The organism is Brevibacterium sp. VCM10, from assembly GCF_000583215.1.
GTDB classification, from domain to species: domain Bacteria; phylum Actinomycetota; class Actinomycetes; order Actinomycetales; family Brevibacteriaceae; genus Brevibacterium; species Brevibacterium linens.
Genome location: NZ_JAJB01000060.1, coordinates 1 through 23403 on the forward strand (window position 1 = coordinate 1; position 23403 = coordinate 23403).

The 23403-nt window shown below is 65.2% G+C and carries 19 protein-coding genes; 2 read left to right on the forward strand and 17 right to left on the reverse strand.

Annotation, left to right across the window (positions count from 1 at the left end; genetic code table 11):
• Window positions 1-67: 67 nt before the first annotated feature.
• The 3 genes from AD89_RS0115600 to AD89_RS0115610 all read right to left on the reverse strand — a co-directional run bounded on the left by AD89_RS0115600 (window position 68) and on the right by AD89_RS0115610 (window position 4674).
• The gene (locus tag AD89_RS0115600) at window positions 68-1183 is read right to left on the reverse strand and encodes an LLM class flavin-dependent oxidoreductase (RefSeq protein ID WP_025780409.1); all 1116 of its coding nucleotides are present in this window, start codon (window positions 1181-1183) and stop codon (window positions 68-70) included.
• A gap of 173 nt (window positions 1184-1356) precedes the next feature.
• Complete coding sequence (locus tag AD89_RS18880; protein WP_025780410.1) at window positions 1357-3630, reverse strand: HNH endonuclease signature motif containing protein; 2274 nt, start codon at window positions 3628-3630, stop codon at window positions 1357-1359.
• Window positions 3631-4074: 444 nt separating this feature from the next.
• A complete protein-coding gene (locus tag AD89_RS0115610) occupies window positions 4075-4674 on the reverse strand; it encodes a helix-turn-helix domain-containing protein (RefSeq protein ID WP_025780412.1) in 600 nt (199 codons plus the stop codon).
• 238 nt (window positions 4675-4912) lie between these two features.
• Here AD89_RS0115610 and AD89_RS0115615 point away from each other — a divergent pair, with 238 nt between their 5' ends.
• On the forward strand, window positions 4913-5998 hold the full coding sequence (locus tag AD89_RS0115615) for an NAD(P)/FAD-dependent oxidoreductase (RefSeq protein ID WP_025780414.1): 1086 nt from the start codon (window positions 4913-4915) through the stop codon (window positions 5996-5998).
• Between the two features lie 132 nt (window positions 5999-6130).
• On the opposite strand, the gene AD89_RS0115620 is transcribed toward AD89_RS0115615, so the two are convergent.
• Window positions 6131-6526, reverse strand: a complete 396-nt coding sequence (locus AD89_RS0115620; protein ID WP_025780416.1) for a universal stress protein — start codon at window positions 6524-6526, stop codon at window positions 6131-6133.
• 96 nt (window positions 6527-6622) lie between these two features.
• Here AD89_RS0115620 and AD89_RS20040 point away from each other — a divergent pair, with 96 nt between their 5' ends.
• A complete protein-coding gene (locus tag AD89_RS20040) occupies window positions 6623-6781 on the forward strand; it encodes a hypothetical protein (protein ID WP_155807491.1) in 159 nt (52 codons plus the stop codon).
• Between the two features lie 2 nt (window positions 6782-6783).
• On the opposite strand, the gene AD89_RS0115630 is transcribed toward AD89_RS20040, so the two are convergent.
• The 13 genes from AD89_RS0115630 to AD89_RS0115690 form a co-directional block, all read right to left on the reverse strand.
• Entirely contained in the window at window positions 6784-8217 is a 1434-nt protein-coding gene (locus tag AD89_RS0115630; protein ID WP_025780417.1) for an APC family permease, read from the reverse strand.
• A 126-nt stretch (window positions 8218-8343) separates the two neighbouring features.
• Complete coding sequence (locus AD89_RS0115635; protein WP_025780419.1) at window positions 8344-9045, reverse strand: type 1 glutamine amidotransferase; 702 nt, start codon at window positions 9043-9045, stop codon at window positions 8344-8346.
• Window positions 9042-10286, reverse strand: a complete 1245-nt coding sequence (locus AD89_RS18885; RefSeq protein WP_025780420.1) for a dipeptidase — start codon at window positions 10284-10286, stop codon at window positions 9042-9044. The genes AD89_RS0115635 and AD89_RS18885 overlap by 4 nt, the downstream gene beginning before the upstream one ends.
• Before the next feature lie 217 nt (window positions 10287-10503).
• Window positions 10504-11661, reverse strand: coding sequence for a DUF819 family protein (locus AD89_RS0115645; protein WP_025780422.1), 1158 nt, complete (start codon window positions 11659-11661; stop codon window positions 10504-10506).
• Window positions 11662-11905: 244 nt separating this feature from the next.
• Window positions 11906-12214 carry a DUF3870 domain-containing protein gene (locus tag AD89_RS18890; protein ID WP_035321156.1) on the reverse strand — a complete coding sequence of 103 codons (309 nt, stop codon included), beginning with the start codon at window positions 12212-12214 and terminating at the stop codon, window positions 11906-11908.
• Between the two features lie 115 nt (window positions 12215-12329).
• The gene (locus AD89_RS0115655) at window positions 12330-13130 is read right to left on the reverse strand and encodes a serine hydrolase (RefSeq protein WP_025780423.1); all 801 of its coding nucleotides are present in this window, start codon (window positions 13128-13130) and stop codon (window positions 12330-12332) included.
• Window positions 13127-14344, reverse strand: coding sequence for a S66 peptidase family protein (locus AD89_RS0115660; RefSeq protein WP_081770510.1), 1218 nt, complete (start codon window positions 14342-14344; stop codon window positions 13127-13129). Before AD89_RS0115660 ends, AD89_RS0115655 begins: the two co-directional genes overlap by 4 nt.
• Entirely contained in the window at window positions 14337-15992 is a 1656-nt protein-coding gene (locus tag AD89_RS0115665; RefSeq protein ID WP_025780426.1) for an ATP-binding cassette domain-containing protein, read from the reverse strand. Before AD89_RS0115665 ends, AD89_RS0115660 begins: the two co-directional genes overlap by 8 nt.
• Window positions 15992-16903: an ABC transporter permease gene (locus AD89_RS0115670; RefSeq protein WP_025780428.1), complete on the reverse strand. Its 912-nt coding sequence runs from the start codon at window positions 16901-16903 to the stop codon at window positions 15992-15994. The genes AD89_RS0115665 and AD89_RS0115670 overlap by 1 nt, the downstream gene beginning before the upstream one ends.
• Window positions 16903-18075, reverse strand: a complete 1173-nt coding sequence (locus AD89_RS0115675) for an ABC transporter permease (protein ID WP_025780429.1) — start codon at window positions 18073-18075, stop codon at window positions 16903-16905. The genes AD89_RS0115670 and AD89_RS0115675 overlap by 1 nt, the downstream gene beginning before the upstream one ends.
• A gap of 135 nt (window positions 18076-18210) precedes the next feature.
• Complete coding sequence (locus AD89_RS0115680) at window positions 18211-20043, reverse strand: ABC transporter substrate-binding protein (protein ID WP_155807492.1); 1833 nt, start codon at window positions 20041-20043, stop codon at window positions 18211-18213.
• 286 nt (window positions 20044-20329) lie between these two features.
• Window positions 20330-22402, reverse strand: coding sequence for a TRAP transporter permease (locus tag AD89_RS0115685; protein ID WP_025780432.1), 2073 nt, complete (start codon window positions 22400-22402; stop codon window positions 20330-20332).
• Entirely contained in the window at window positions 22399-23367 is a 969-nt protein-coding gene (locus tag AD89_RS0115690) for a TAXI family TRAP transporter solute-binding subunit (RefSeq protein ID WP_081770511.1), read from the reverse strand. Before AD89_RS0115690 ends, AD89_RS0115685 begins: the two co-directional genes overlap by 4 nt.
• Between the last annotated feature and the right edge of the window lie 36 nt (window positions 23368-23403).

Sequence of the window (23403 nt, forward strand, 5' to 3'; positions counted from 1 at the left end):
GATATCAGCCAGCGGCACCGAGGACAGCATTCAGTCAGGTCTCACGTATCGGTGCCTGCACCAGCTCTCAATTATCGGTACTCGCACCAGCGACGCCGGAAGCTGTGGTGGAACCGAGGACTTCTGCGGCGAGCAATTCGATCGTCTGGATCCGTCCCGGGTCTTCGCGTACGTCTTCGCCTTCCATGGCGCCGGCGATCGGCTGGATCATGATCTCGTCGACGTCGAACCGCTCTGCGAGCTCCTCGAGCTGCGCGGACACGGATTCCGTGTCGCCGATGATCCAGTTGCCGGAGAGCTCCTCGCCGACCATGCGCTCCTGGTCGGTCATCGCGGATCGCACGTCGTCGCCGGCCAGGTGCAGTTTCTCCATCGGTCCGCCGGTGCGCAGTCGAGCCATCTGCAGCATGAAGGGTTCCGAGCGCAGCTGCGCTTCTTCCTCGGTCGGTGCTGCGACGACGTTGGCCGTGACGAAGGTCTGCGGCGTGTCACCATAGGCGCCCGGAGTGAACTTGTCGCGGTAGATCTTCATTCCGGTGGTGGCACCGGATGCGAAGTGGTTGGCGAAGACATAGGGCATGCCGAGCTCAGCTGCCAGCCGCGCAGAGTATCCGGACGATCCGAGCAGCCAGGGCAGCGGCTGCGTTCCCGGCACTGCCGCGGGAGTCGCCTTGAGCACGTGTTCGCGCCCACCGTGGAGCGGAACTCGCATCCCCTCGGGCCGCATGAGGCTGAGCGTGTCGATCACGTGTTGGGGGAACTGTTCGACGGGATCGATTGCTCGCCCTTCGCGGTCGACCATCCGTCCCTCACCGAGGTGGCCCCGCATTGCCGCCGAGGTGATCGGGTCCGTACCCGGTGCGCGCCCGATTCCCAGATCGATACGGTCGCCGTAGACCGCCGACAGGAGGGCGAAGAGTTCGGCGACGGCCAGCGGAGCATGGTTGGGAAGCATGACCCCACCGGAACCGAGGCGAATCTGCTGTGTTCCTTGGCCGAGGTACATGAGTTCGGGCCCAGGCATCGTTGATGCGATGGAGGGCATGTTGTGGTGCTCGGCGACCCAATAGCGGGTGAATCCGAGCTTGTCAGCCGTGTCGATGATCTGCTTCGAGGCGGCGAAGGAGTCTGCTGTCGTCTGTCCTGCGCGGACCGGGACGAGATCGAGGATCGAAAGCTTCATACCGGGGCAACAGTACGTGCGAGCGGAACATTCCGATCCGCGCCGACCTGGGGATCGGCTGAAGAGGGTTCATCCTGCGGTCAGCCGAAGGTGGCCGGCCCGGTGGTCAGCCGCAGAGGGGCCATCCGTTCCCCGCCGACCCGGCGGCCACCCGGAGCCGGCCAACCTGACGGTCAGCCGAAGAGAGTCTCTCCGATTTCCCGCGCGATGAACCGTGCATGCAGCACCGGCTCTTGTGCTGGGTCGATGGTCGCTGGTGGCACCCATGCGGGCCGACCGTCGATGAGCATTCTGCAGTCCCAATCGGTGTAATCAAGCAGGTGGTGGTGCGGGCCGCAGGCCAAGGTGAGGTTGTTGACGTCGGTCTTTCCGTTCTCCGCCCACGGGACGATATGGTGCGCTTCGCACCAGCCGGGAGGAGTGTCGCACCCGGGGAATGTGCATCCCTGGTCGCGACTGGCGAGGATCGCCAGCTGCTTCTCGGTGGCCAAGCGTCGTTCAGTCGCCAGTGCCATCGATTTCGCTTTCTCGCCCATGAGGTGGAAGAAGACCGAACCGTTCAGCCCTTCCAGAACCGCGGCGTCGATCGGGAACTGCGCTTCTACCCCGGTCACGGCTTTGCCGGTCTGGTTCGCCACGTCTTCAGCCTTGGCTGTGACGACCAGCGCGTAGGCCGCTCCGGCTTTGACGCGATTCATCTCGATGCTGCCGATCACGCTGGAGAAGCGCTCGTAGATGCGACGGCGCACACTCGGCTGTTCAGCGGCCATGGCCACCAGAGTGCCGTCCTGTTTCACACCGGCTCCCTGCGGGATCTCTCCATTCTCGCCGACCTGCGGAGGATCGAAGTCGAGGGAGGGGTCGAGACAGTCCGAGCGGTCGCCGCGTAGGACTTCCGAGAAGGTGTCCACGATTTCTCTGTCACGATCGGCCCCGCCGACTGCCGTATCGTCACAGCCTTCTTCATCTGACGGTGAGTCAGTCTTGATGCGTGAGGTCAGCAGTCCGTTGAGGATCCCTCCGGTCTCCTCGTCGAGGCGACCTTTGAGGGTCCACGTTCCGTCCTTCGCTTGGCGCAGGTTGACAGCGAAACTGTCCCGGTCCGCTGCTTCCTTCGGTTCCTGACCATCGGGATCGATCCAGCCCAGAATCTCTTCGAAGAGTGTATGGATATCGCAGACGCGAACAGTCTGAGCCTTTTCGACAAGCAGACTTTCAGCCTTGATTTTGTCGTCTTCGGACACGTTCACCGGCAGGTTCCTCAAGCATTTGGAGATGGTCGACGCCTGGTTTGCCGAGAGCACTCCTTCACGGAGGGCCGCCGCGAGAATCGGAAACTGTGCTTCGATCGATTCCCCGCTGATGCTGGTCCGCTTCCCCAGGCACTCAGCGAGCTGAGTGCGGCGGTGGGCCTCGTGCGCGGACAGGTTCAGGCGATGTTGGACCAGCGCCTTCGTCGTCTTCGCGCCGTAGTCGCGGGGCGTGCCGACACGATCGAACACGGAGAGCGTCACGATCGACAGGGATTCTGTCAGACGGTTCAAGGTCTCAAGACCGTCGAGAAGAGTCACCGCGTCATCCGGCCCCATGGGGCGGGTGAAGTCGTGCAGTCCGTCGAGCAGGCTCTGCAGAGCGCAGATGCTTTCCGTGACTTCTGGGGCTGCGTGCTTCAGGTCTGACCAGCGAAATTCGTCGAGCAGGGGATGCGCGTCAGCTTCGGAGTCATAGCGTTCGGCGAGAGCCTTGTGTCGCTCAGTGCGTTCCGCCTCAGCGGTACGTTCAGCTTCTTCTTGCGCTCGCTTCTTCGCCTCGTACCGTTCAACACGGGCGTTCCACTCCGCTCTTTCCCGTGCGAGCTCTTCGTCCTCTGCACGAGCCTGCGGGTTCTTCCGCAGGAATTCCTCACGCTCCGCAGCTTTCTGCGCCTCGCGTTCCTCGCGCTTCGCCTTCATCCACGCGCTTTGGCGTGCTTCGATCTCTTTGATACATTCCTGAACTTCTGCCTCGGTCTCCGGCATCGTCGTGCGACTCGTCCAGAGCCCCTGACCGGCGCGGATATCGCCGCCCGGGAGAGGAAGAACCTCTGCATCGGCTTCAACAGCGGCCGGTTCGCTGCCACCTTGGACAGCTGCGACTCCCTCGACGGCCGCGACGCCGTCGTCGGCCGTGCCCACTTCGGCACCGTCCTCGCAGTCGGCCAGGTTGTCGGCGATCCCGTCGAACCTGTCGGCAAGCGGATGACCGGTCAGATCGAATCCGGCCTCAGCGAGCAGCTCCCGATAGGTCGACTTGGAGGAGCCGCTGTCGGCAGACCGGACAGAAGAGCCAGCTGCAGTTGGAGGGAGGCCACCGGGCGGTGAACCTTGAGGGGGTGGTGGTGCCTGCGAAGCCTTTCCTGCATCGCGGTCGCTGTGCTCGTCGTACCTTCGGTCGGGGATGAGAGCCATTTTCTCTGTGTCCGTTCATCATCGTTGATGTCTTCGGCTTGCCCTTATTCTAATTCGTCAATAGAACAGAGTCCATAGTTTCGTTCGATTTTGTTGAGTAGATTTTCCTACACTTCTATTTTGTACGATTTATGCTGGTCAGATGGAGATTGCGCCCGGGATGCGATGGTTGACCATGATCGCCGGCGACGGTCAGACGAGAGGCCTCTCGTAGTTCGTGCCGACGAAGTGGACCAAGATTACTTCTCGCCACTGACGTGAGCGCGCAGAGCCAGCACCCCGCCGTACGCAAGCGCGCAGAGCCGGCGCCCCGCTATAGTCAAGCGCGCAGGACCAGCGCCCCACCACAGTCGCGCAGGAAGAATTCGCATCCCGCCGCACTCAAGAGCGCACAACCACCGCCCAACCACAGCCACGAGCGCCCGCGCCGGCTCGCAGTCCCAGTCAGCTCTTCATGTGAACCCGTTGCCCTTCGGGACCGAAGAGACTGAGATATTCGACGCCATCGTCGTCGGCTCCCCCAAACCAGTGCGGAGTCCGAGTATCGAATTCGGCGGCCTCACCTGCGCTGAGGATCATCGTCCGATCACCGAGGATGAGAGTGAGCCGACCGCGGATCACATACACCCATTCGAATCCCGGGTGGGTTTTCAGCGCACCGAGCTTCGGCGTCTGCCGCCCGTCGACGATGTGCTTGAAGGCCTGCACACCGATCGCTCCGCGACTGAGCGGCAGGATGGTCTGGTCATGGAACTTCCGCGGCGAGATATGTATGCGCGGATCCCCGATCGGCGGGGTTCCCACAAGCTCATCTAGCGGGAGGCCGTAGACCCCGGCCAGCGGCAGCAGCAGCTCCAGGCTCGGCTTGCGCTTCCCGGATTCCAGCCGCGACAGCGTACTCGTCGACATTCCGGCCAGCTCGGCCACCTCATCGAGGGTGCGGTTCTGCTCCTGTCGCAGACTCCGCAGCCGGGCGCCGACGCCGGCCAACGACTGCCTGATGGCTTCCTGCGCCTCGACCGGGGCGGCTCCGTCAGCAAGCATCCCCGACATTCGATCCGTCGAATGGGCAGCGCTCTCCGCCGACTCCCTTGACTCTCCCATACCCTCAGCATGACAGAATTTGCTGTTTCTGCAAATGTATTTGCGGATTTACACGCACAAGGAGCACACTCGAATCATCGCCGAGGATCCCACCGGTCCGGCACCGGCTCGCCACAAAAGCACCATCCACGTTCCGACCGCACAGCCGCACATCCACTCATCCGCACACAGGAGAATCATGACTGCCCCATCCACACCCGAGTACTCACGACCTTCCGCATCAGAAGGTTCACGTCCCTCCTCTTCAGAAGGTTCACGACCTTCCCCATCCGGGACACTCGCATCATCCGCCGAATCCGCGCAGAACTCCTTCGATGTCGCCATCATCGGCGGTGGCGCAGGAGGCCTCGCCGCATCCATCGCCTTGGCTCGTTCGCTGCGATCCGTCGTCGTCATCGATGCCGGCCAACTGCGCAATTCCTCGAGCCCGCACGCACACAACGTCCTCGGCCACGAAGGCATCAGACCTCAGGATCTCGTGGCGAAAGGCCGCGCCGAGGCCGCGGATTACGGCGTCGCTTTCATCGATGCGACTGTGCAGCAAGCGCGCACGATCGATTCGGACCCCAACCTCGCCGAGGAGGCTCCGCGGCATCGATTCGAACTGACCACCTCGGCGGGGGTCGATGTCAGGGCCCGACGCATCATCATCGCGACCGGTCTCAGTGACGAACTTCCGGACATCCCGGGTCTGCCCGAAGGGTGGGGCGGCAGCGTCCTGCACTGCCCCTACTGCCACGGCTACGAAGTGCGCGGGCAGCGCATCGGAGTCATCGGCACGACGGCCATGTCGTACCACCAGGCGATGTTGTTCTCCCAGCTCAGCGACCATGTCAGCTTCATCCGCCACACCGCTCCCGCTCCCGATTCCGAGCAGGACGCAATGCTCGAGACGCTCGGCATCGAGTACATCGATTCCACCGTCACCGAGGTGGTCCGTACCGACTCCGGCACCGTCGTTTCGCTGACGGCCGACGAATCCGCGGACGGCGCAAGCCCTCGCACCTTCGACGCGCTGGCCGTCGGTGCCTATGCGCGGGCGAACGCCGAGCTGTTCTCCCAGCTCGGCGGCGAGGTCGTTGCCCACCCGAGCGGGATGGGCACCTATATCCCCACGCAGATGGCCGGACAGACCGACGTGCCCGGCGTCTGGGCGGTCGGCAACAGCGCCGACGTGTCAGCGATGGTCGTGGCCGGCACCGCCAGCGGCGTGCTTGCCGGCGCCCATGTCAACGCCGACCTGATCATGGAGCGGCTCGGCTGAGGCACGTACGCAACAGCCGTTGCCGCTGCCGTTGCCGCTGAGGCACGTACGCAACAGCCGTTGTCGCTGAAGCCCATACGCAACAGCCGCTGCCGCTGAGTGAAGCACGCAGCGGCCGTTGCCGTCGAGCCCTCAGCGCGCGGCTTTGACGCACAGCACCGGAGCTGTTGCGTCGAGGATGACCTTCTGGATGGTCGACCCGAGAAGGAACTTCCCGACCGGGGTGCGTTTCCGGGTTCCGAGCACGATCAGCTCGGCCCCCACCTCGGAGGCGGTGTCGAGGATCTGCTCGGCCGGGTCGTATTCGCTGCCCGAAGTCAGTACGCGAAACTCGACGTCCGACCGGGTCAGATAGTCTTTGACCGACCTGAGTTCCCCTTCGCCGAGGCGGTAGGAGTCGTTGCGCTGCGCCGACCGTGACGCATTGACGACGACGAGCTCCTTGCCGTCCTTCTTCGCCTGCGCGATGCCGGCATCGAGAGCAGCGTGTCCGGCGGGATTGTTGACGTAACCGACGAGTACTGTCATTTTTCACCTTCATTGGATTGAGCTGTACAGATCCGAGTGCGCAGGTCGGGAACCCGCCGTTCAAGCATATCGAGCGGTACGGACATGGTTCGGTGGGTGATCCCGAGCTCACCTCACCTGCGGTGCACGTCCACGCGAGACGGCGGGGCCGCCTCGGCGAGAGAACGCACCGCCTCGGCGAAGAACGGCACCGCCGTTCCCGGGAAGGACGGCACCGCCTCGGCGAGGGACGGCACCGCCTCGGCGAGAGGATGAGCTCACGTCAGCTCTTCGGGATTGCGGAATCGGGTGCTCGTGCCCTTCGTCGATCTGTTCCAGAACCAGGTCACGGCCCACAGGACGACACCGATGCCGACGAGCGCCGCTGCGATCTGATACTGGATGAGCTCATCGAGACGGGCCCACGGACCGACGAGGAACACGCAGCTGATGACACCGATCCACGGCAGAACCGTCGGCGCTGTGAAGTGCTCGGCATTGCCGGACTTGTCCTTGCGCAGGATGAGCACCGCAACGTTGACGACGGCGAACACGGCCAACAGCAGCAGCGAGGTGGTGCCGCCCAGGGACGCTGTCACCGTCTCGGGCAGGATCGAGGTCACGAAGAAGATGAGCGCGAAGGCGATCAGCGTCGTGAAGATGATCGACACCCACGGCGACCGGCGGCCGGCAAGGACCTTCGCGAACACGGGAGGGAGCACGTTCTGCTTGGCCATTCCGTAGAGCAGACGGCTGGCCATGAGCATATTGATCAGCGCCGAGTTCGCGACGGCGAACATCGTCATGAACGGGAAGATCGTATCGATCGGCAGGCCGGGAGCGCCTTCGCGGACGACCTCGAGAAGCGGTGTCTCGCTCTCGGCGAGCACGCCGATGGGCACGGCCGCGACGGTGACGAGGGAGACGAGAACGTAGATGATGCCGGTGATCGTCAGGCCCGAGAGCATGATCTTCGGGAAGATCCGCGGGTCCTTCGTCTCCTCGACCATGTTCACCGAATCCTCGAAGCCGACCATGGAGAAGAAGGCGAGCGCAGTGGCGCCGGTGACCGCGAGGAAGACGCTCTTGTCGCCTTCGGTCTCGAAGATCATCACGCGCGAGAAGTCGGCATCGCCCGCGCCGAGGGCGAAGAACCCGACGACGATGACCAGCAGCAGACCGCTCAGCTCGATGAGAGTGAGGACGACGTTGAACCAGACGCTCTCCCCGACTCCGCGGAGGTTGATCAGCGCGATGAGGGTGAGGAACGCCAGCGCGATCCACATCACCCCTGTGCCGGAGACGTCCCAACCGAAGCCGGCCACGAGGTTCGCGGCGAAGACGTTCGACGCCGTCGACGCCGAGGTGATTCCGGAGCTGAGCACGGCGAAGGCGACGAGGAACGTCACGAAGTGGACCCCGAACGCCTTGTGCGTGTACAGCGCGGCACCCGCGGCCTGCGGGTACTTCGTCACGAGCTCCATATAGGAGAACGCAGTGATCAGCGCGATGAGGAAGGCGAGGATCACCGGTGCCCAACCGGCACCGCCGACCTGCCCTGCCACCTTGCCGGTCAGAGCATAGACGCCGGTTCCGAGGATGTCACCGACGATGAACAGAAGCAGCAGCTTCGGCCCCATGACCCGCTTGAGGGTCTCGGGCTGGTGGCCGTCACCGGGGTCGATCGTCGTCGTGGGTTCTTTGTCGCTCACGATTCCTCCGTGTCCGATGCGGCGCCTGTCCCGTCCGATACGGCGGCTGTCCCGCATACCTGGCAGCCCTGACTGTGGTCAGAGCCTCGCCGATTATGCCTGAGACGAGGCCCTCAGGCACATCCTTCAGCCTCGGACCACTGCGAGAAACGCCGAGAACAGAGCCTGCGAGTCACGTTCGCTCTCGGGCCCGAGCTCCAACGCTTCTTCCAACAGGGTATCTTTATCGAACCCCAATGTCTGCAGTTTCTCCGCGTCCCAGCGCTCGATGTTCGCCCGCTTCGACTCCGGATGGAACTGTGTCCCCCACGCCCGGCCCACTCGGAACGCCTGGAATTCACACGCTGCGCTCGTCGCCAGCAGGGTCGCCTCCTCGGGGAGTGCCACGATCCGATCGACATGGCTTTCGACGAACGAGGTCCGCGGCCGGATCGCAGAGAACACCGGGTCCGCGGCCGCCTCGGCGGTGGTGTCGATCCGCGTGTATCCCTTCTCCGGCGCCCCGGTCCGAGCACGCACATCACCCCCGATGACGTGCGCGATGAGCTGCCCGCCGAGGCAGATCCCGAACTGCGGCAGGTCTACCTCCAGCGCACGGCGGACGAGTGCGGCCTCATCGGCCAACCACGGCGCACGGTCCGTCTCGTCCGGCATGTACCCGCCGCCGAGCATGATGAGCCCGTCATAGGCGTCGAGAGCGGCGGGCCCGGGCAGGGTGGAGACCCCGCCGATGCACAGATCGAACTCGACGTTCTCGCTGATCATCCACCGTGTCAGCAGCCCCGGTTGGGATTCGATGTCATTGACGATGACGAGCAGCCGCGTCATGATTCCGCCCCCGCCGAGGCGGCCGGGCCGTTGCCTGCGGAGGCGGCCGGGCCGTTGCCTGCGGAAGCGGCGTGGTCTGCGTGACCGCCGCTACCGGCGCCGGCATCCCCCGCCGAGGCGGCCGGGCCGCCTCCCACTGACGGTGCGTCGTCTGCGGAGCCGAGGAATGCCGTGTACGCGTCCTCGTGCGCGTCGAGGACGCGCATCGCATTGTCGAAGCCGATCTTGCGCAAATCGGACTGCGACCATCCGCGCGAGGCGAGCTCAGCGAACAGGGTCGGGTACTGGCCGGCGTCCCCGAGTCCGGTCGGCAGCTCATCGACTCCGCAGATGTCACCGCCGAGTCCGATGTGGTCGATGCCGATCCGCTCGCGTACGTAATCGCAGTGGTCGGCGACCTGGGCCACGGTCACCTCGGGGGCGGTTCCCTGCTCTCCGGCGTCGACCCATTCGCGGCGAGCGTTCGAGACGAACGACGGCACGAAGGTCATCATCGCCACTCCCCCGTTTCCGGGCACGCGGTCGAGGACGTCGTCGGGGATGTTGCGCGGGTGCGGGTTGAGCCCGAACGCGCAGGAGTGGGTGAAGAGCACCGGCAACGTGCTCTGGTCCAACGATTGGCGCATGACGGTGGGCGCGACGTGGGAGAGGTCGAGGATCATGCCGATCCGGTTCATCTCCGCGACGACCTCGCGGCCGAAGGCGCTCAAGCCCCCGTGGACCGGTTCGTCCGTGGCCGAGTCCGCCCAGGAATGAGTGGTCGACCAGGTCAGTGTCATGTAGCGGGCCCCTGCGCGGGCGTAGGACCGCAGCACGGCCAAGGACTCGTCGATCTGCTGACCGCCTTCGACGCCCATCAGGGAGGCGACCTTACCGGCAGCGCGGGCGGCGCGGACGTCGGCTGCGGTGCGGGCGAAGGCGAGTCGTTCGGGGTAGGCGGTGACGACGCGCTGGACCGCATCGATCTGCTCCCATGTGGCCTTGACGGCATCAGGACCGGTGATCGAGGAATGGACGTAGACGGACCAGTACTGCGCGGCCACGTTGCCGGCCGCCAGCTGGTCCATCGTGGTGAACGGGGAGACGTCCGGATCGTTGAGTCCCTCCACGCTGTAGTCGCGTTCCTCACGCAGGTACCAGGCGAGGTCGTTGTGTCCGTCGAAGACGTCGACGGCGGGTGCGGATGCTGCGGCTGTTGCCGATTCAGCGTTGGGTGCGGATTCGGTGGTGGGTGCGGTCATGGTCGGGTCCTTCCGGTCGGGCGGATTGGGTCGGTGCGGGGGTGGTCGGATGCAGTCCGCCGGAGCGGGCGGATGCGAGCTACCGCGGCGGGCACGTGCAAACTGTCAGGGCCGTCGAGACGGTCGGACCGGACACGGCATACACGGTGCGGCCCTGGAGCGGCTCGCCCACGGTGGGGAGGTCGGCCGCCTCGGCGAGGTGGGTTCGATCCGTTCATCATGCCAGCCCGGACAGGATCTGCGCCGACCACAGGCCGAGGAACGTGCCCAGGAACGTGCCCATGAGCGCGAACAGCACCCCGACGGGGACGAGCTGCCGGTTGAATGCGCCCGCGACGACCGGTGCCGAGGCGATTCCGCCGATGTTCGCGGTGCTGGCCACGGCGATGCTGAAGAGTTCGGTGCGGGTGAGCTTCGCGTAGATGAGCATGATGACGATGTGGACGACCAGGACGATGATTCCCGCGACCAGGTAGAGCGGCGCTTCGGCCAGGGAGGTGAAGTCCGAGCCGGAGGCGATGATGCCGATGATGAGGTAGAGCAGGATCGTCGCGAGTTCGTTGGATCCGGCGGTCTTGCCGAAGCGAGTCGATCCGATGGCCAGCCCGAGGACGCTGACGATGAGGATCGTCCACGCTGTACCGTCGATGACCGCTCCGACCTCGGGCAGCAGTTCGCCGAGGCGGATCGCCAGGGCCGAGGCCAGAAGTGCGAAGCTGATGAGTCCGAAGATCGATGGCAGCGTCATCGGCTTCTCGTCCTCAGCGGCGATCGTGTCGGTGAAGTCGAGCTTCGACATATCGGCCTTCGTCCACGTGTCGAACTTGTCGGAGACGGTGACGGAGGAGAAGACGAGCAGCAGCCAGAAGGAGTAGAGCACCGTGTCGACGATGAGGACGTAGCCGAACACGTTCTCGGGCGCTTGGAGGACCTCCTGCACCGCGACCATGTTCGCCGAACCTCCCGTCCAGGAGGCGTTGAGGGCGCCGAGGGCCTTCCACGCTTCGGGGTCGAGGCTGGAGTGCAGGATGAGGTAGCTGATGATGAAGCCTGCGATGATGCTCGCCGCGGTCACGGCGAAGGTGAGCAGCAGCTTCGGTCCGAGCTTGATGATCTGCCGGACATCGCATTTGAACAGCATGAGCAGGATCATCGCGGGCAGCATCACCTCGCGCAGGGTGTCACCGACGGCGGTGATGTCCCCGCCGTCATGGTCGAAGACGCCGAAGGTGTTGAGCAGCGCCGCCACGATATAGAGGATGACGAAGCCGGGCACATACTTGAAGAGCTTGAAGCGTCCGCTCCGGTCCGCGACGACGAGCGCTGCGGAGATCGCCAGGAGCAGGCTGATGAATAGAAAACCGTCCGTGATCACTTACGACACTTCCTCATTGAATAAGTCCGTCCCGAGCACGGCAGAGCCGACGTTGCCGCTGCTGGCGCCGCTGGTGCCGCTGCTGGCGGCGCCGCAATCGGCGCGGGTGGCAGCAGCACCGGATGAGCCGGTGGCAGGGCCACGGGCAGCACCGAGGATGCCCTCCGGGATGGAGCAATGTGCAGTTGTCGATCGGATCCGGTCCGGTGAGGGCCCGGGCAATCGGGGTGGTCGGACGTGCTGCCTAGGCGGCGACCTCGCGGTACTTCTTCGCGGCGTTGTTCACAGCTGTGATCAGCGCCTTCTGCGAGGATCCGTGGTAGCGGCGCTGGATGCGCTCGATCAGTCGACCGGGGTCCGTGATGTCGGCATCGACGAACAGGCTCCGAATGAAGTTCCGGGTCAGAGCCAACGTCGCCGTGCAGTCCACATCGAGGATTCGGTGGGTGTCCGGTGCGATCTCGAACGCCACGTAGAACAGCCCGAACTGGCTGGTGATCGGGTTGTTCGACGGAGCCTTCGCTTCGCCTGTGAGGTAGATCGTATCGGACATCGCCCACCAGACTACCCCACGGCTCTCCACGCCGAGACCGGTCCGAAAGCAGTCGGGGGGCATTCGTCAGACGAAAGGCGAGCTCCCATCGGCGGCAGTCGAACTCAGTGGACGCTCAGAGGAACCGGTGGATCGCGTCGCCGGCTTCGCGCATGACCGGCATGACGTCGACGACGCGATCGGTGCCCGGCTCCCAGTTCGCGAACACCGCGTAGGCAACGCGGCGCATCCGCGTCATCACGATCCCGGCATCGGCCCTGATCGTCCCGTTCGTGCCGGTCTTGTTCCACACCCACACGTCACGCTGGTAGTTGTAGTGTGCGAGCGGGTCGAGGTCGAACGCCGAGGCGACCATCGAGGTGTCCGCGCCGGCTCCCAACCAGCGCCGGAAGATCTCGTTCGTCGACTCGTCCCAGAACTCGTCCTTGGCATGCCGGGCCATGAAATCGCTGAGCTCCGCGGCCGTGCCCGTCGACAGGGTCCGCGGTGCCTTGGCCGGACGCGGCCAGCGCAGGAAGTCGTGCAGACCCGAGTTCCGGTACCCGAGCCTGACCACCTGATCAGCGACATTCGCCAGCCCAACCCGACGGATGAGCACGTTCGTGGCGAAGTTGTCGCTGAACGCGCCGATGAGCAGAGCGACGTCGAAGATGCTCAGCTCGTCCTGCTCCATGAGGTACCAGATCCCGGATTCGTCGACCCTCTCCGACGGTCGTCGATGCAGTCGCTCCTCGAGGTCAAGGGTCCCGTCCACAGACATCTGCAAGGCGGTGTGGAGCAGGAAGACCTTGCCCATGCTGGCCGTGTCGAGTTCGTCGTTCTCATTGTGGGCGAACACCCGTTCCCCTCTGTCGACGTCGAAGGCCAGAGCGCTGAAGCGCACCCCGGGCAGTCCGTCGAATCTCAGTTCGCTCATGATCGCGTCTCTCCTTCTGCTGTCGTATTCGCCGGCGCATCCACCCACAGTCGCGGCCGCTCCCCGGGCTCAGCCTCGAGGGTGACATCGACTCCGAGCGGGGCACTCGGGGCATCGGGATCGTGGCCGAATCCCATCTCCGACACGATCGGTACCCCCAGCCCGCCGAGGTAGTCGATCATCAGCGCCTCCACCTCGTGGACGGCCGCGCAGTCCTGCCACGACCCGAGCACCACCGCATCTGCCGAGGTGAACCACCCGCCGCGGACCAGCTGCACCATGAGATTGTCGAGCCGGTACAGCTCCTCGTCGACGTCTTCGAGCATGAGGATGCTCGGGCCCCGCCGCTCGCGTCGTTCCCGCACGTCGACGAGCTCGGGACTGCCCATTCCAGCGGCGATGAGACTGAGGTTTCCCCCGCCGAGGCGGCCCTTCGCCGCCCCCGGCACCAAAGTCTGAGCCCGGCTGAGCGGGCGTGCCGCGTCGTCCGCAGCGGTGTCCGGCAGAAAGTTGGTCGCTTTCGGAGACTTTTCGGCGTCTGAAATGTCCGATGGTGACCTATTGTCGTCCGCCGAGGCGGCAGAGGCAGCCCCCGACGAGATGTCAGCGGGGAAGCCGAGTTCGCGGCCGCCCCACGGTCGGAACAGCCACGAGGCGACCTCGTCCGGGACGACCGTCGAGTTCTTGAACGGGTCGTTGCCGACCATCGGGCAGAACAGAGAGGCCACCCCGAGGTAGTGCTCCCATGCCTGGTGGAGGGCGGTGATGTCCGAGGACCCGGTGAGAAGTTTGGGGCGTCCGTCCCGGCGCAGCATATGCCTGCGCATGAGGTCGAAGTCGATGCCGTCGAGCAGCCGCATCGCCCCGAAGCCTCCGCGCAGCGCGATCACCGCGTCCGTGTCCGGATCGCACCAGGCGTCGACGAGGTCGGAGCGACGCTCCGCGTCCGTGCCGGCCAGGTACGTCACCCGCGGATGCCGGCCGCGGATGTTCTCGCCCGGCACGACGGTGAGACCCCAAGATTCGAGCTGAGCGATGGCGCGCTGGAGTGATTCCTCGTCGGTGGGCCCCGACGGCGCGATCAGCCGGACGGTGTCACCGGCGGCCAGTGGCGCGGTGCGAAGATACCGACTCGGTGCAGGGAGTCCCACACCGTCATCCGCAGGCGCGGCACCGCCTGCACCGACGGCTCCGGCCGAATCCTGCCTACTCATTCCTCACCAGACTCTGACTTCCCAGTCGGGGAACCGCTGCGAGCAGTTCCTGCGTGTATTCGTGCTGCGGATCGGACAGCACCGTCTCGACCTCACCGTATTCGACGATCTCCCCTCGTCTCATCACGGCCACCGTATCCGCGATGTTCCAGGCCAGGCCGAGATCATGGGTGATGATGAGCGCGCTCATGCCGAAGTTCTTCTTCAGAGCGAGGAACAGCGACAGGATCTCCCCGCGCACGGACGCATCCAACGACGCCACGGGCTCATCGGCGATGAGCACCTGCGGGTCGAGAGCCATGGCACCGGCGATGACGACGCGCTGCCGCTGTCCGCCGGAGAGCTCCTGCGGAATCGATTCGAGATAGTCCTCGGCCGGGGTGAGTTCGGCGGCTTCGAGGGCACCGACGACCCGCTCGTACTCACGGTCCTTGATCCCCTGCACCTTCAGGCCCTCGACCACGGCTTCGTACACGCTGCGCTTGGGGTTGAGCGATCCGGCCGGGTCCTGCAGAATCATCTGCACCTGCCGCCGGAAGGCCCGCAGCTCCTTCGCCTTCCGCGGCAGCGGCTTGCCGGCGAAGAACAGCTGCGAACCTGCCTCCACCTCCTGCAGCCCGAGCAGCGACCGGGCCAGAGTCGTCTTCCCCGAACCGGACTGGCCGACAACGGCGAGGATCTCCGCCTTCTTGAGCTGCAGATCCACCCCGCGCACCGCTCGCTCGCGGCCCCGCCGGGTGTCGAAGGAGACGCTGAGGTCCTTCGCCTCGAGCACCACCTCATCCGTCATGGTGAACGGTTCGGCTCGGGCCACCTCGGCGGGCCTCCGCGTCCGGGGATTCAGCCGGGATTCGGGGTCCCCGATCTGCGGAAACGCACCGGCGAGCTGCTGCGTGTAATCCTCCTGCGGGGACAGGCAGACGTCGTCGCTGGGTCCGTATTCGACGAGGCGGCCGTGGCGCATGATCGCAAGATCCGCGCAGACGGCCGAAAGCACGGCGAGGTCGTGGCTGATCATCAGCAGGGAGATCCCGCGTTCGGCGACGAGGCGGGCCAGCCCGGTCAGTATCTGCTTCTGCACGATGACGTCGAGTGCCGTCGTCGGCTCGTCGGCGATGATGATATCCGGCTCGCAGGCGAGCGCCATGGCGATCATGATCCGCTGCTTCTGCCCGCCGGAGAGCTCGTGCGGATACGCACTCGACTTCGCTGCTTCGAGATTGACCTCGGCGAGGAGTTCGAACATCCGATCCCGGCGCTTCTGCGGAGTCGTCCACGTGTTCTTCGAGTGGTGTTCGAGTGCTTCGATGATCTGACTGCCGACCTCGCGGACGGGGTTGAGCGAGTGCAGGGCGCCCTGGAATACGATCGAGGCCTGCGCCCACCGGACCGCGCGGATCTGGCCGAAGTTCAGCTCCCGGATGTCCTGTCCGCCGAGGAGGACCCGCCCGTCGAGACGCGCCGACTTCGGCAGCAGGCGCAGAGCCGACATGATCAGCGTCGATTTCCCCGACCCGGACTCCCCCGCAATGCCCAAGGTGGCTCCGGCGGGCAGGTCGAGGCTGACGTCCTGCACTGCGACGACGTCCCCGCGGTCGGAGGATGACCGGTAAGTGATCGAGACGTTCTCGAACTGCAGATCGGTCATCAGCGGCTCCTCAGGGCGGGGTTGATGATGGCCTCGAATGCGCGCCCGACCATCGTGAACGCGAGCACGACGAGCAGGATCGCCACACCCGGGGTGAGCACGTACCACCAGTAGCCGGAGGTTGCCGCGGACACGTCCATCGAGTTCTTCAGAATCGTGCCCCACGATTCCTTGGACGTATCGCCGAGGCCGAGGAACGACAGCGTCGATTCGGCGATGATCGCCCCGCCGACGGTCAGGGTCGTGTTCGCCAGCACGAGCGGCATCACCGCCGGCAGCAGGTGCCGGAACAGAATATGGGAATGACCGGCACCGAGGATGCGCGCCCTTTCGATGTAGAGCCGGGATTCGACGCTGAGGGTCTGCGAGCGCACGATCCGTGCCGTCGACGCCCATGAGGTCAGTCCGATGGCGACGACGATCGTGAAGACTCCCCGTTCCAGCACGGAGGACAGGACGATCGCCAGCAGCAGGGAGGGCAGGACGATGAAGAAGTCGACGATGCGCATGATGATTCCGCCGAACAGTCCCGAGAAGTGACCGGCGGCCAGGCCCATGATGGTGCCGATGAGCATCGACATCACGGTCGCGGCGACACCGACGAGGATCGACACGCGCGCTCCCCAGAGGATGCGCACCCACATCTCCCGACCCAGGTCATCGGTGCCCAGGGGATGGTCGAGGCTCGGCGGGGCGTAGCGGGGCACGTCGAGCTGCTTCGTGACGTCGAGCATCGAGGGCGGGGCGATGAGCGGAGCGGCGATCGCGATGACGATGAAGAAGAGAAGGACGACGGCGCCGATGAGAGCCGGGGTGTCGGAGCGGAAGAGCGCCCAGTTCTTCTTCGCATTGTTCAGCCGGCGTTCGCGCACGAGCTTCGCGCCGTCGACGGCGGGGGTGTTCGCGCTCATCAGGCCCTCCTGACGCGGGGATCGAGGAATCGGTAGACGATGTCGGCGGCGAGATTCATGACGATGATGAGCGCCGAAAACACGACGAAGGTGCCCTGCAGCAGCGGCAGGTCGGGGCCGCGGATGGCTTCGAAGGTGAGTTTGCCCAGTCCCGGCCATGAGAACACGGCTTCGACGGTGACCGCACCGGCGATGAGCCCGCCGATGTGGAGGAAGACGACGGTGACGGTCGGCAGCAGCGCATTGGGCACGGCGTGACGACGGCGGACCTCATCCTCGTTGAGGCCTTTTGCGCGGGCGGTCGTGAGGTAGTCCTCGCTCATCTCCTCGAGCAGGGACGCGCGCATGATCATGAGGAACTGCGCATAGACGACGGCGACGAGCGAGACGACGGGCAGGATGAGGTGCGTGATGACGTCGATGATCCCGGCCGGCGACCAGGGATCGAGTCCCGGGGTGATCATGCCGCCGGTGGGCAGCCACTGCAGGGTGCCGCCGAAGATCATGAGCAGGATGAGGCCGAGCCAGAACGTCGGCACGGACCAGAAGATCAGCGAGGTCGAGGAGGCGAGCTTGTCGAACAGGGAATTGCGCCGCCAGGCCGAGAGCTGCCCGAGCCACAGGCCCAGGGCGATGGCGATGACGGCCGCGGTGCCCGTGAGCAGCAGGGTCGGGCCGAGGTAGTCGCCGATGAGGGCGGACACGGATTTCCGGTACACGTAGGACTCGCCGAGATCGCCGGTGACGATGCCGACGAGGTAGTCCCAGAACTGGACGATGACGGGTTTGTCGAGTCCGTACTGGCTGCGGAGTTCGGCGATCTGCGCCGGGGACATCGGCCGTTCCTTCGCGATCTTGAGCACGGGATCGCCGGGCAGCATGCGGAACGCGAAGAAGCCGAGCACGATGACCAGCACCATCGAGGTCGCAGCCCCGCCGAGCTTGCGCAGGAAGTAGCGGGCGAACGATCCGCCGGCCGGTGGTTCGTCCATGTCGACTGCGGCAGGGTTCGTGTCGGGAGGGTTCGAGTCGGCGGGGTTCGCGTCGGGATGGTTCGTGTCGGCGGTTCCCTTCGCCGAGGCGGGGCTGGTGGGGTCTGTGCCCGGGGTCGCCGTGTCCGTTCCTCGGTCAGGGCGATCCCCGGAATGGGGATCGTGGGTGGGTGTGCTCACTGTGGTGCTCCAGGTGGTGGGGGAAGGCCCGTGGGTCCGGGTGCCGCGGTCGGCGCGGGTGGCGCAGATGCCGCAGTCGGCGCGGATGGCGCGGGTGGCGCGGGTGGCGCGGCACCCGGACTGTGGGCGAGGGAACTATTCGCGGTCGTCGGACTTCCTGCGACGACTGAGCAGCCAGCCGCCTCCGCCGAGGACGACGATGACTGCGGCTCCGATGCCGATCCAACCGCCGGCGCCCATTCCGCCGCCGGTGGCCTCCCCTGCGCTGATGGGTTCGACAGAGGAATACCCCCAGTAGCCGACCTGGTTGGCGATGGCACCGCCGTCGCTGGGCTGTTTGGTGAAGTTCTCGAACCGATCGGAGCGATAGGCCTCGAGCTGGTTCGGGTACCACAGCGTCACCGAGGGTGTTTCCTCGTAGTGGATGGCCAGTGCCTTCTGCACGAGTTCCTGCCGCTTGGCCTGGTCGAGCTCGACGTGCTGAGCCTGATAGAGCTTGTCGAACTCCTTGTTGCACCAGCCGTCCTGGCTGGTGCCGCCGTTGCCTTCGGCGTCGGGGCGCTGACCGCAGGTGTTGATGCTCAGCTGGTAGTCGGGATCGGGGTTGATCGACCAGCCCGAGAAGTACATGTCGTAGTCGCCCTTGGTGGTGCGTTCGGACTCGGTGTCGGCATCGGTCGATTCGTTCTTCAGATCGATGCCGATGTCCTTCATCCACGGCTTCAGGAACTTCGCGGTGCTCTGCTCCGTCGGAACGTCGGCATCGGTGAGGAAACGCAGCTGCAGCTTCTCGCCGTCCTTTTCGCGGATGCCGTCGGAGCCTTCCTTCCAACCGGCGTCGTCGAGGAGCTCTTTCGCGCGGTCGACGTCGAATCCGCTGACGACCGGGTTGTCGGGGCTCAGCGCCCAGTCCGGGTAGACGGCGGGGATGAAGCTCGTGGCCGGCTGGGCATAGTCCTGCATGACCTGCTTGCGGAGGGTCTCGGTGTCGATGCCGGCACGGATGGCCTGGCGGACCTTCTTGTCCTTCAGCGCCTCGCTGCCGGTTCCGAATTCCTTGCCGTCGGCGTCGGCGAGACCCGGGTTGATGGAGATTCCGCTGAAGCGGCGGCCGTCGCCGTCGTTGAGTTCGACGTTGTCCGCGTCCTCGAGTGCCGTGAACTGATCCGGGCTGAGGCCGGTGATGAAGTCGACCTCGCCGGAGCGGATCGCCTGCACCTGCGCATCGGAGTTCGTGTAGTAGCGGTACTGGATCTCGTCGAGCTTCGGTTTGCCGCGCCAGAAGTTCGGGTTCGCCTTGAGCGTGATCGACTTGTTCGCTTCATAGCTGTCGAGCTGGAAGGGTCCCGAGCCCACGGACTTCTCGTCGTTCTTGAATTCGCTGGGCTTGTCGATCTTCGACCACACGTGTTCGGGCACGACGGGGATCTCCTGGCCGGGGTTGTTCGCCTGCGCCTTCTTCAGGGTGATCTTGACGGTGGAGTCGTCAGTGGCCTCGACCTTCTCGAAGTTCTCGACGAGGCTGCCGTTGGCCACCGCCATCGCGTCGTTGTCCATCATCTGGTTGTAGGTCCAGGCAACGTCTTTCGAGGTCAGCGGTTCCCCGTCGGACCATTTCATGTCCGGGCGGATCGTGTAGGTCCAAACTTTGCCGTCGGAGTCCGTGCTCCATTCGGTGGCGAGTCCCTCGGTGACCGAGCCGTCCTTGGCGTCGTTGGCCACGAGGTTCTCATACATGTACCGGAAGGTGTTCGTCGGCACGAGGTAGAAGGAGGTGAACGGGTTGAAGGAATCGATGAATCCGTCGGTGGCGATCCGCAGCACGTTCTCAGTCGCCGGCGCCTCCGAGGTGGCGGCCTGCGCCGGGGAGGTGGCCATCGATCCGGCGAGTGCCAGCGCCGCGATGCCGGCCAGGCATCGGCGCAGGCCCACGCGCACGGTGCGGCGCAGCGAGTGTTGAGTGACCATAGGACCCCTTCGGTTCCGGCCGCCGGAGGCGGCTCCTGCCTGCGGCGGCCGGACCGAGGTCACGAGTTCCCCGCCCGCGACCGCCGAAATGTGTTGTCTGTCACTCTATGCCGGAACGGGTGTGAAATCGCAGCACTACCTCACAACTTCTGGCGTGTCGCCTTGTGAGATCCGCACAATTGGCAAGCGCTCGTACGAGACGGTCGGGAGGACGCATGCGACTCGGAACACATGACAACGGTCCGCGAACCGTGCACTCGGCACGGATCGCGGACCGATGAGGTTTTCAGGCCGTGGCCGCGGCCCTCTGGGCGGCGATCTCGGTGGTGGTCGTGGCCTTCCGCAGCCGCTGGATGAGCGCGACTGCGACGAGCACGACGAGACCGACGAGAGAGACCCAGATGTTCGGGTAGATCAAGGTGATCCCGGCGGCCAACAGCAGCACCCGCTCGACGATGTTGGCCCGACCCATGAAGTACCCGGCCAGGCCCGAGGACACTCCGATCATGCCGAGGATCACGGTCACGAGCGCCAACAGGAGCTCCTGCCACGTGCCCTGGAGAAGCAGAGCCGGCTCGAGGATGAACACGTAGGGGATGAGGAACCCGGCGATGGCGATCCGCACGGCGGTGACACCCGCACGCATCGGATTGGCCCTGGCGATGCCGGCGCCGGCATAGGCGGCGAGGCAGACCGGCGGGGTGATGTCGGCGAGGATCCCGAAGAAGAACACGAACATGTGCGCCGCAATGAGCGGCACATCGAAGTTGTTGTACAGGATCGGTGCGGCGACAGTGGCCGTGACGACGTAGTTCGCGGTCGTCGGCAGGCCCATGCCGAGGACGATGCAGGCGATCATGACCATGACCAGGACGATGAAGAAGTTGCCTCCGGCGAGATCGACCAGCCCCTTGCCGAGCTGTCCGCCCAGTCCGGTCGCCGTGACCGTGCCGGCGACGATGCCCGCCGTCGCGCAGGCCGCGATCACCGGCAGTGCCGTGCGGGCGCCCTCGACGAGCAGCGTGACGAATCCGCGCGGATCCATCCGCGTCGACTTGCGCAGGAAGCTGAGGAAGAACGCGGTGCCGATGCCGAACAGCGCGGCGCGGATCGGCGACATCCCCGACAGGAGCGTGAGGATGATGACGGCCAGCGGCAGCAGGAGATCGAGGCGTTTGAGCAGCTCCTTGCCGTCAGGCAGGCTCGCCTTGGACAGCCCGAGGATCCCGTCGGTCTTCGCCTCGAAGTGGATCGAGAGGAAGGCCCCGAGGAAGTAGAGGACTGCCGGGATGATCGCGATGACGATGAGCCCGTTGTATTCGAGATCCGGAACGTTCTGCGCCATGATGAACGCGGCCGCACCCATGATCGGAGGCATCAGCTGTCCGCCCGTCGAGGCGGTCGCCTCGGTGGCCGCGGCGAAGTGGGGCTTGAAGCCCGACCTCTTCATCAGCGGGATGGTGAACGACCCCGAGGCGACGGTATTGGCCACGGACGACCCCGACACCATGCCCTGGAGACCGGAGGCCACGACAGCCGCCTTGGCGGGACCGCCGGTGAATCGGCCGGTGAGACGGAAGGCCAGGTCGTTGAAGAACTGCCCGATGTTCGTGTGCACGAGCATCACGGCGAAGAAGAGGAAGAGGAAGATGAAGTTCGCCGAGACCTGGATCGGAGTGCCGAAGATGCCCGACCCGTTCGACAGGAACATCGTCGTCGCGAAGTCCTCGAGGCTCATCCCGGAATGCGTGAAGATGGGACTGTAGTTGCCGAAGAGTCCGTAGAGGATGGCGATGCCGCCGATGATGACGATGGGAAGGCCCACACACCGCCGGGTGGCTTCGAGGATGAGGAGAACGCCGAGGATCGCGACGAAGTAGTCGAGGTTCGAATAGCCGAGGATCTGGACGGAGTTGCTCACCAGGCGCGTGTACTCGACGAAGACGTAGAGATTGCAGCCGAGTCCGGCGAAGCCGAGGAGCACGTCGTACCAGGGGATGCGGCTTCCGCGCCCGATCAGCGCGTCGGCGACGCGGTTGCCTGTCGCCGGCGCATCGAGGAGGCGACGGCTGGGCGGGTAGAGGAAGAAGATGAGCGCGGTGGCGCCCGCGAGATGCAGCGAGGTGTGCATCCACGTGTTAAAGGGCCGTTCGAGGGCGGCATAGAGGTGGTAGACGGTGAAGGCGATGGACAGTCCGCCGACCACCCAGACCCACCAGCCGAGATCCTTGCGGTAGCGGCTGGAGGTGTCATGCTTTGCGAGCACGTCGGCCGATGCGCGTTCTCCGGCAGCCACCTCTTCGGCGCCGGGCCCGGCCGTCGCGGAGGACGGCCGGGTCGGTGTCGAATCTTCGCTCACGGCAGTTCGATGCCCTCTTCTTCGAAGTACTTCTGAGCGCCCGGGTGCAGCGGCACGTCGCCGACGCCCAGCATGGCGGTGTCCTTCGTGATGAGCTTGCCGACGTCGAGAGTGATCTCGTCGGTGTGCTCGAACAGCGCCTTCGTGAGGTTGTAGGCGGTGTCCTCACTGACCTGATCGGTCGAGGCCACCAGGGAGGCGAACACGGACACGGTCGGGACGTCCTCATCGAGGAAGTCATAGGCGTCGGCCGGGATGTCGTAGGACTCCGCGCCCGATCCCTCTTCGATCGTCTTCGTCGTATCGTCGTCGAGCCCGAGCAGCTTGACGTCGGTCGTCGCGGCCAGCTGGGTCAGTCCGGCCACGGGTGTGCCCACGACGAAGATCGTGGCATCGATCTGCTTGTCGGCGAGCATGTCGGTCGAAGCACCGAAGTCGGTGATCTCCGGGGTGTAGTCGGATTCGCCGATGCCCGCGGCGTCGAGGATGGCATCTGAGATGGCGCGCGTGCCCGAACCGGCGTCGCCGACCGCGATCTTCTTGCCCTTGAGGTCCTCGACCGATTCGATTCCCGAGTCTTCGCGGACGATGATGTGAGCGGCCTCAGGGTAGAGCGAAGCCAGCCAGCCGACGTTGTCGATCTTCGTCCCGTCGAGGTCTTCGAGCTCGCCGTTGACCGCGGTGTTGGCCGTATCGCTCTGGGTGAAGCCGAGCTGCCATTCGCCCTGGTAGATCTTGCCGAGGTTCTCGGCCGAGGCTCCGGACTCGACGTAGTTGACGGTCACGCCGTCGACGTTGTCCTCGAAGATCGAAGCGAGCTCACCGCCGAGAGGGTAGTACGTACCCGAAGTGCCGCCGGTGCCGAGCGTGAGGTCGTCGGTGGTCTCACCGCCTCCACCGCTGCCGCCGTCCGAGCCGCACCCGGTCAGCGCCAGCGCCACGGCGGCGACTGCCGCAACTGTCATCCGTCTGATGTTCATCTTCTGATCTCCTCTTCGGGG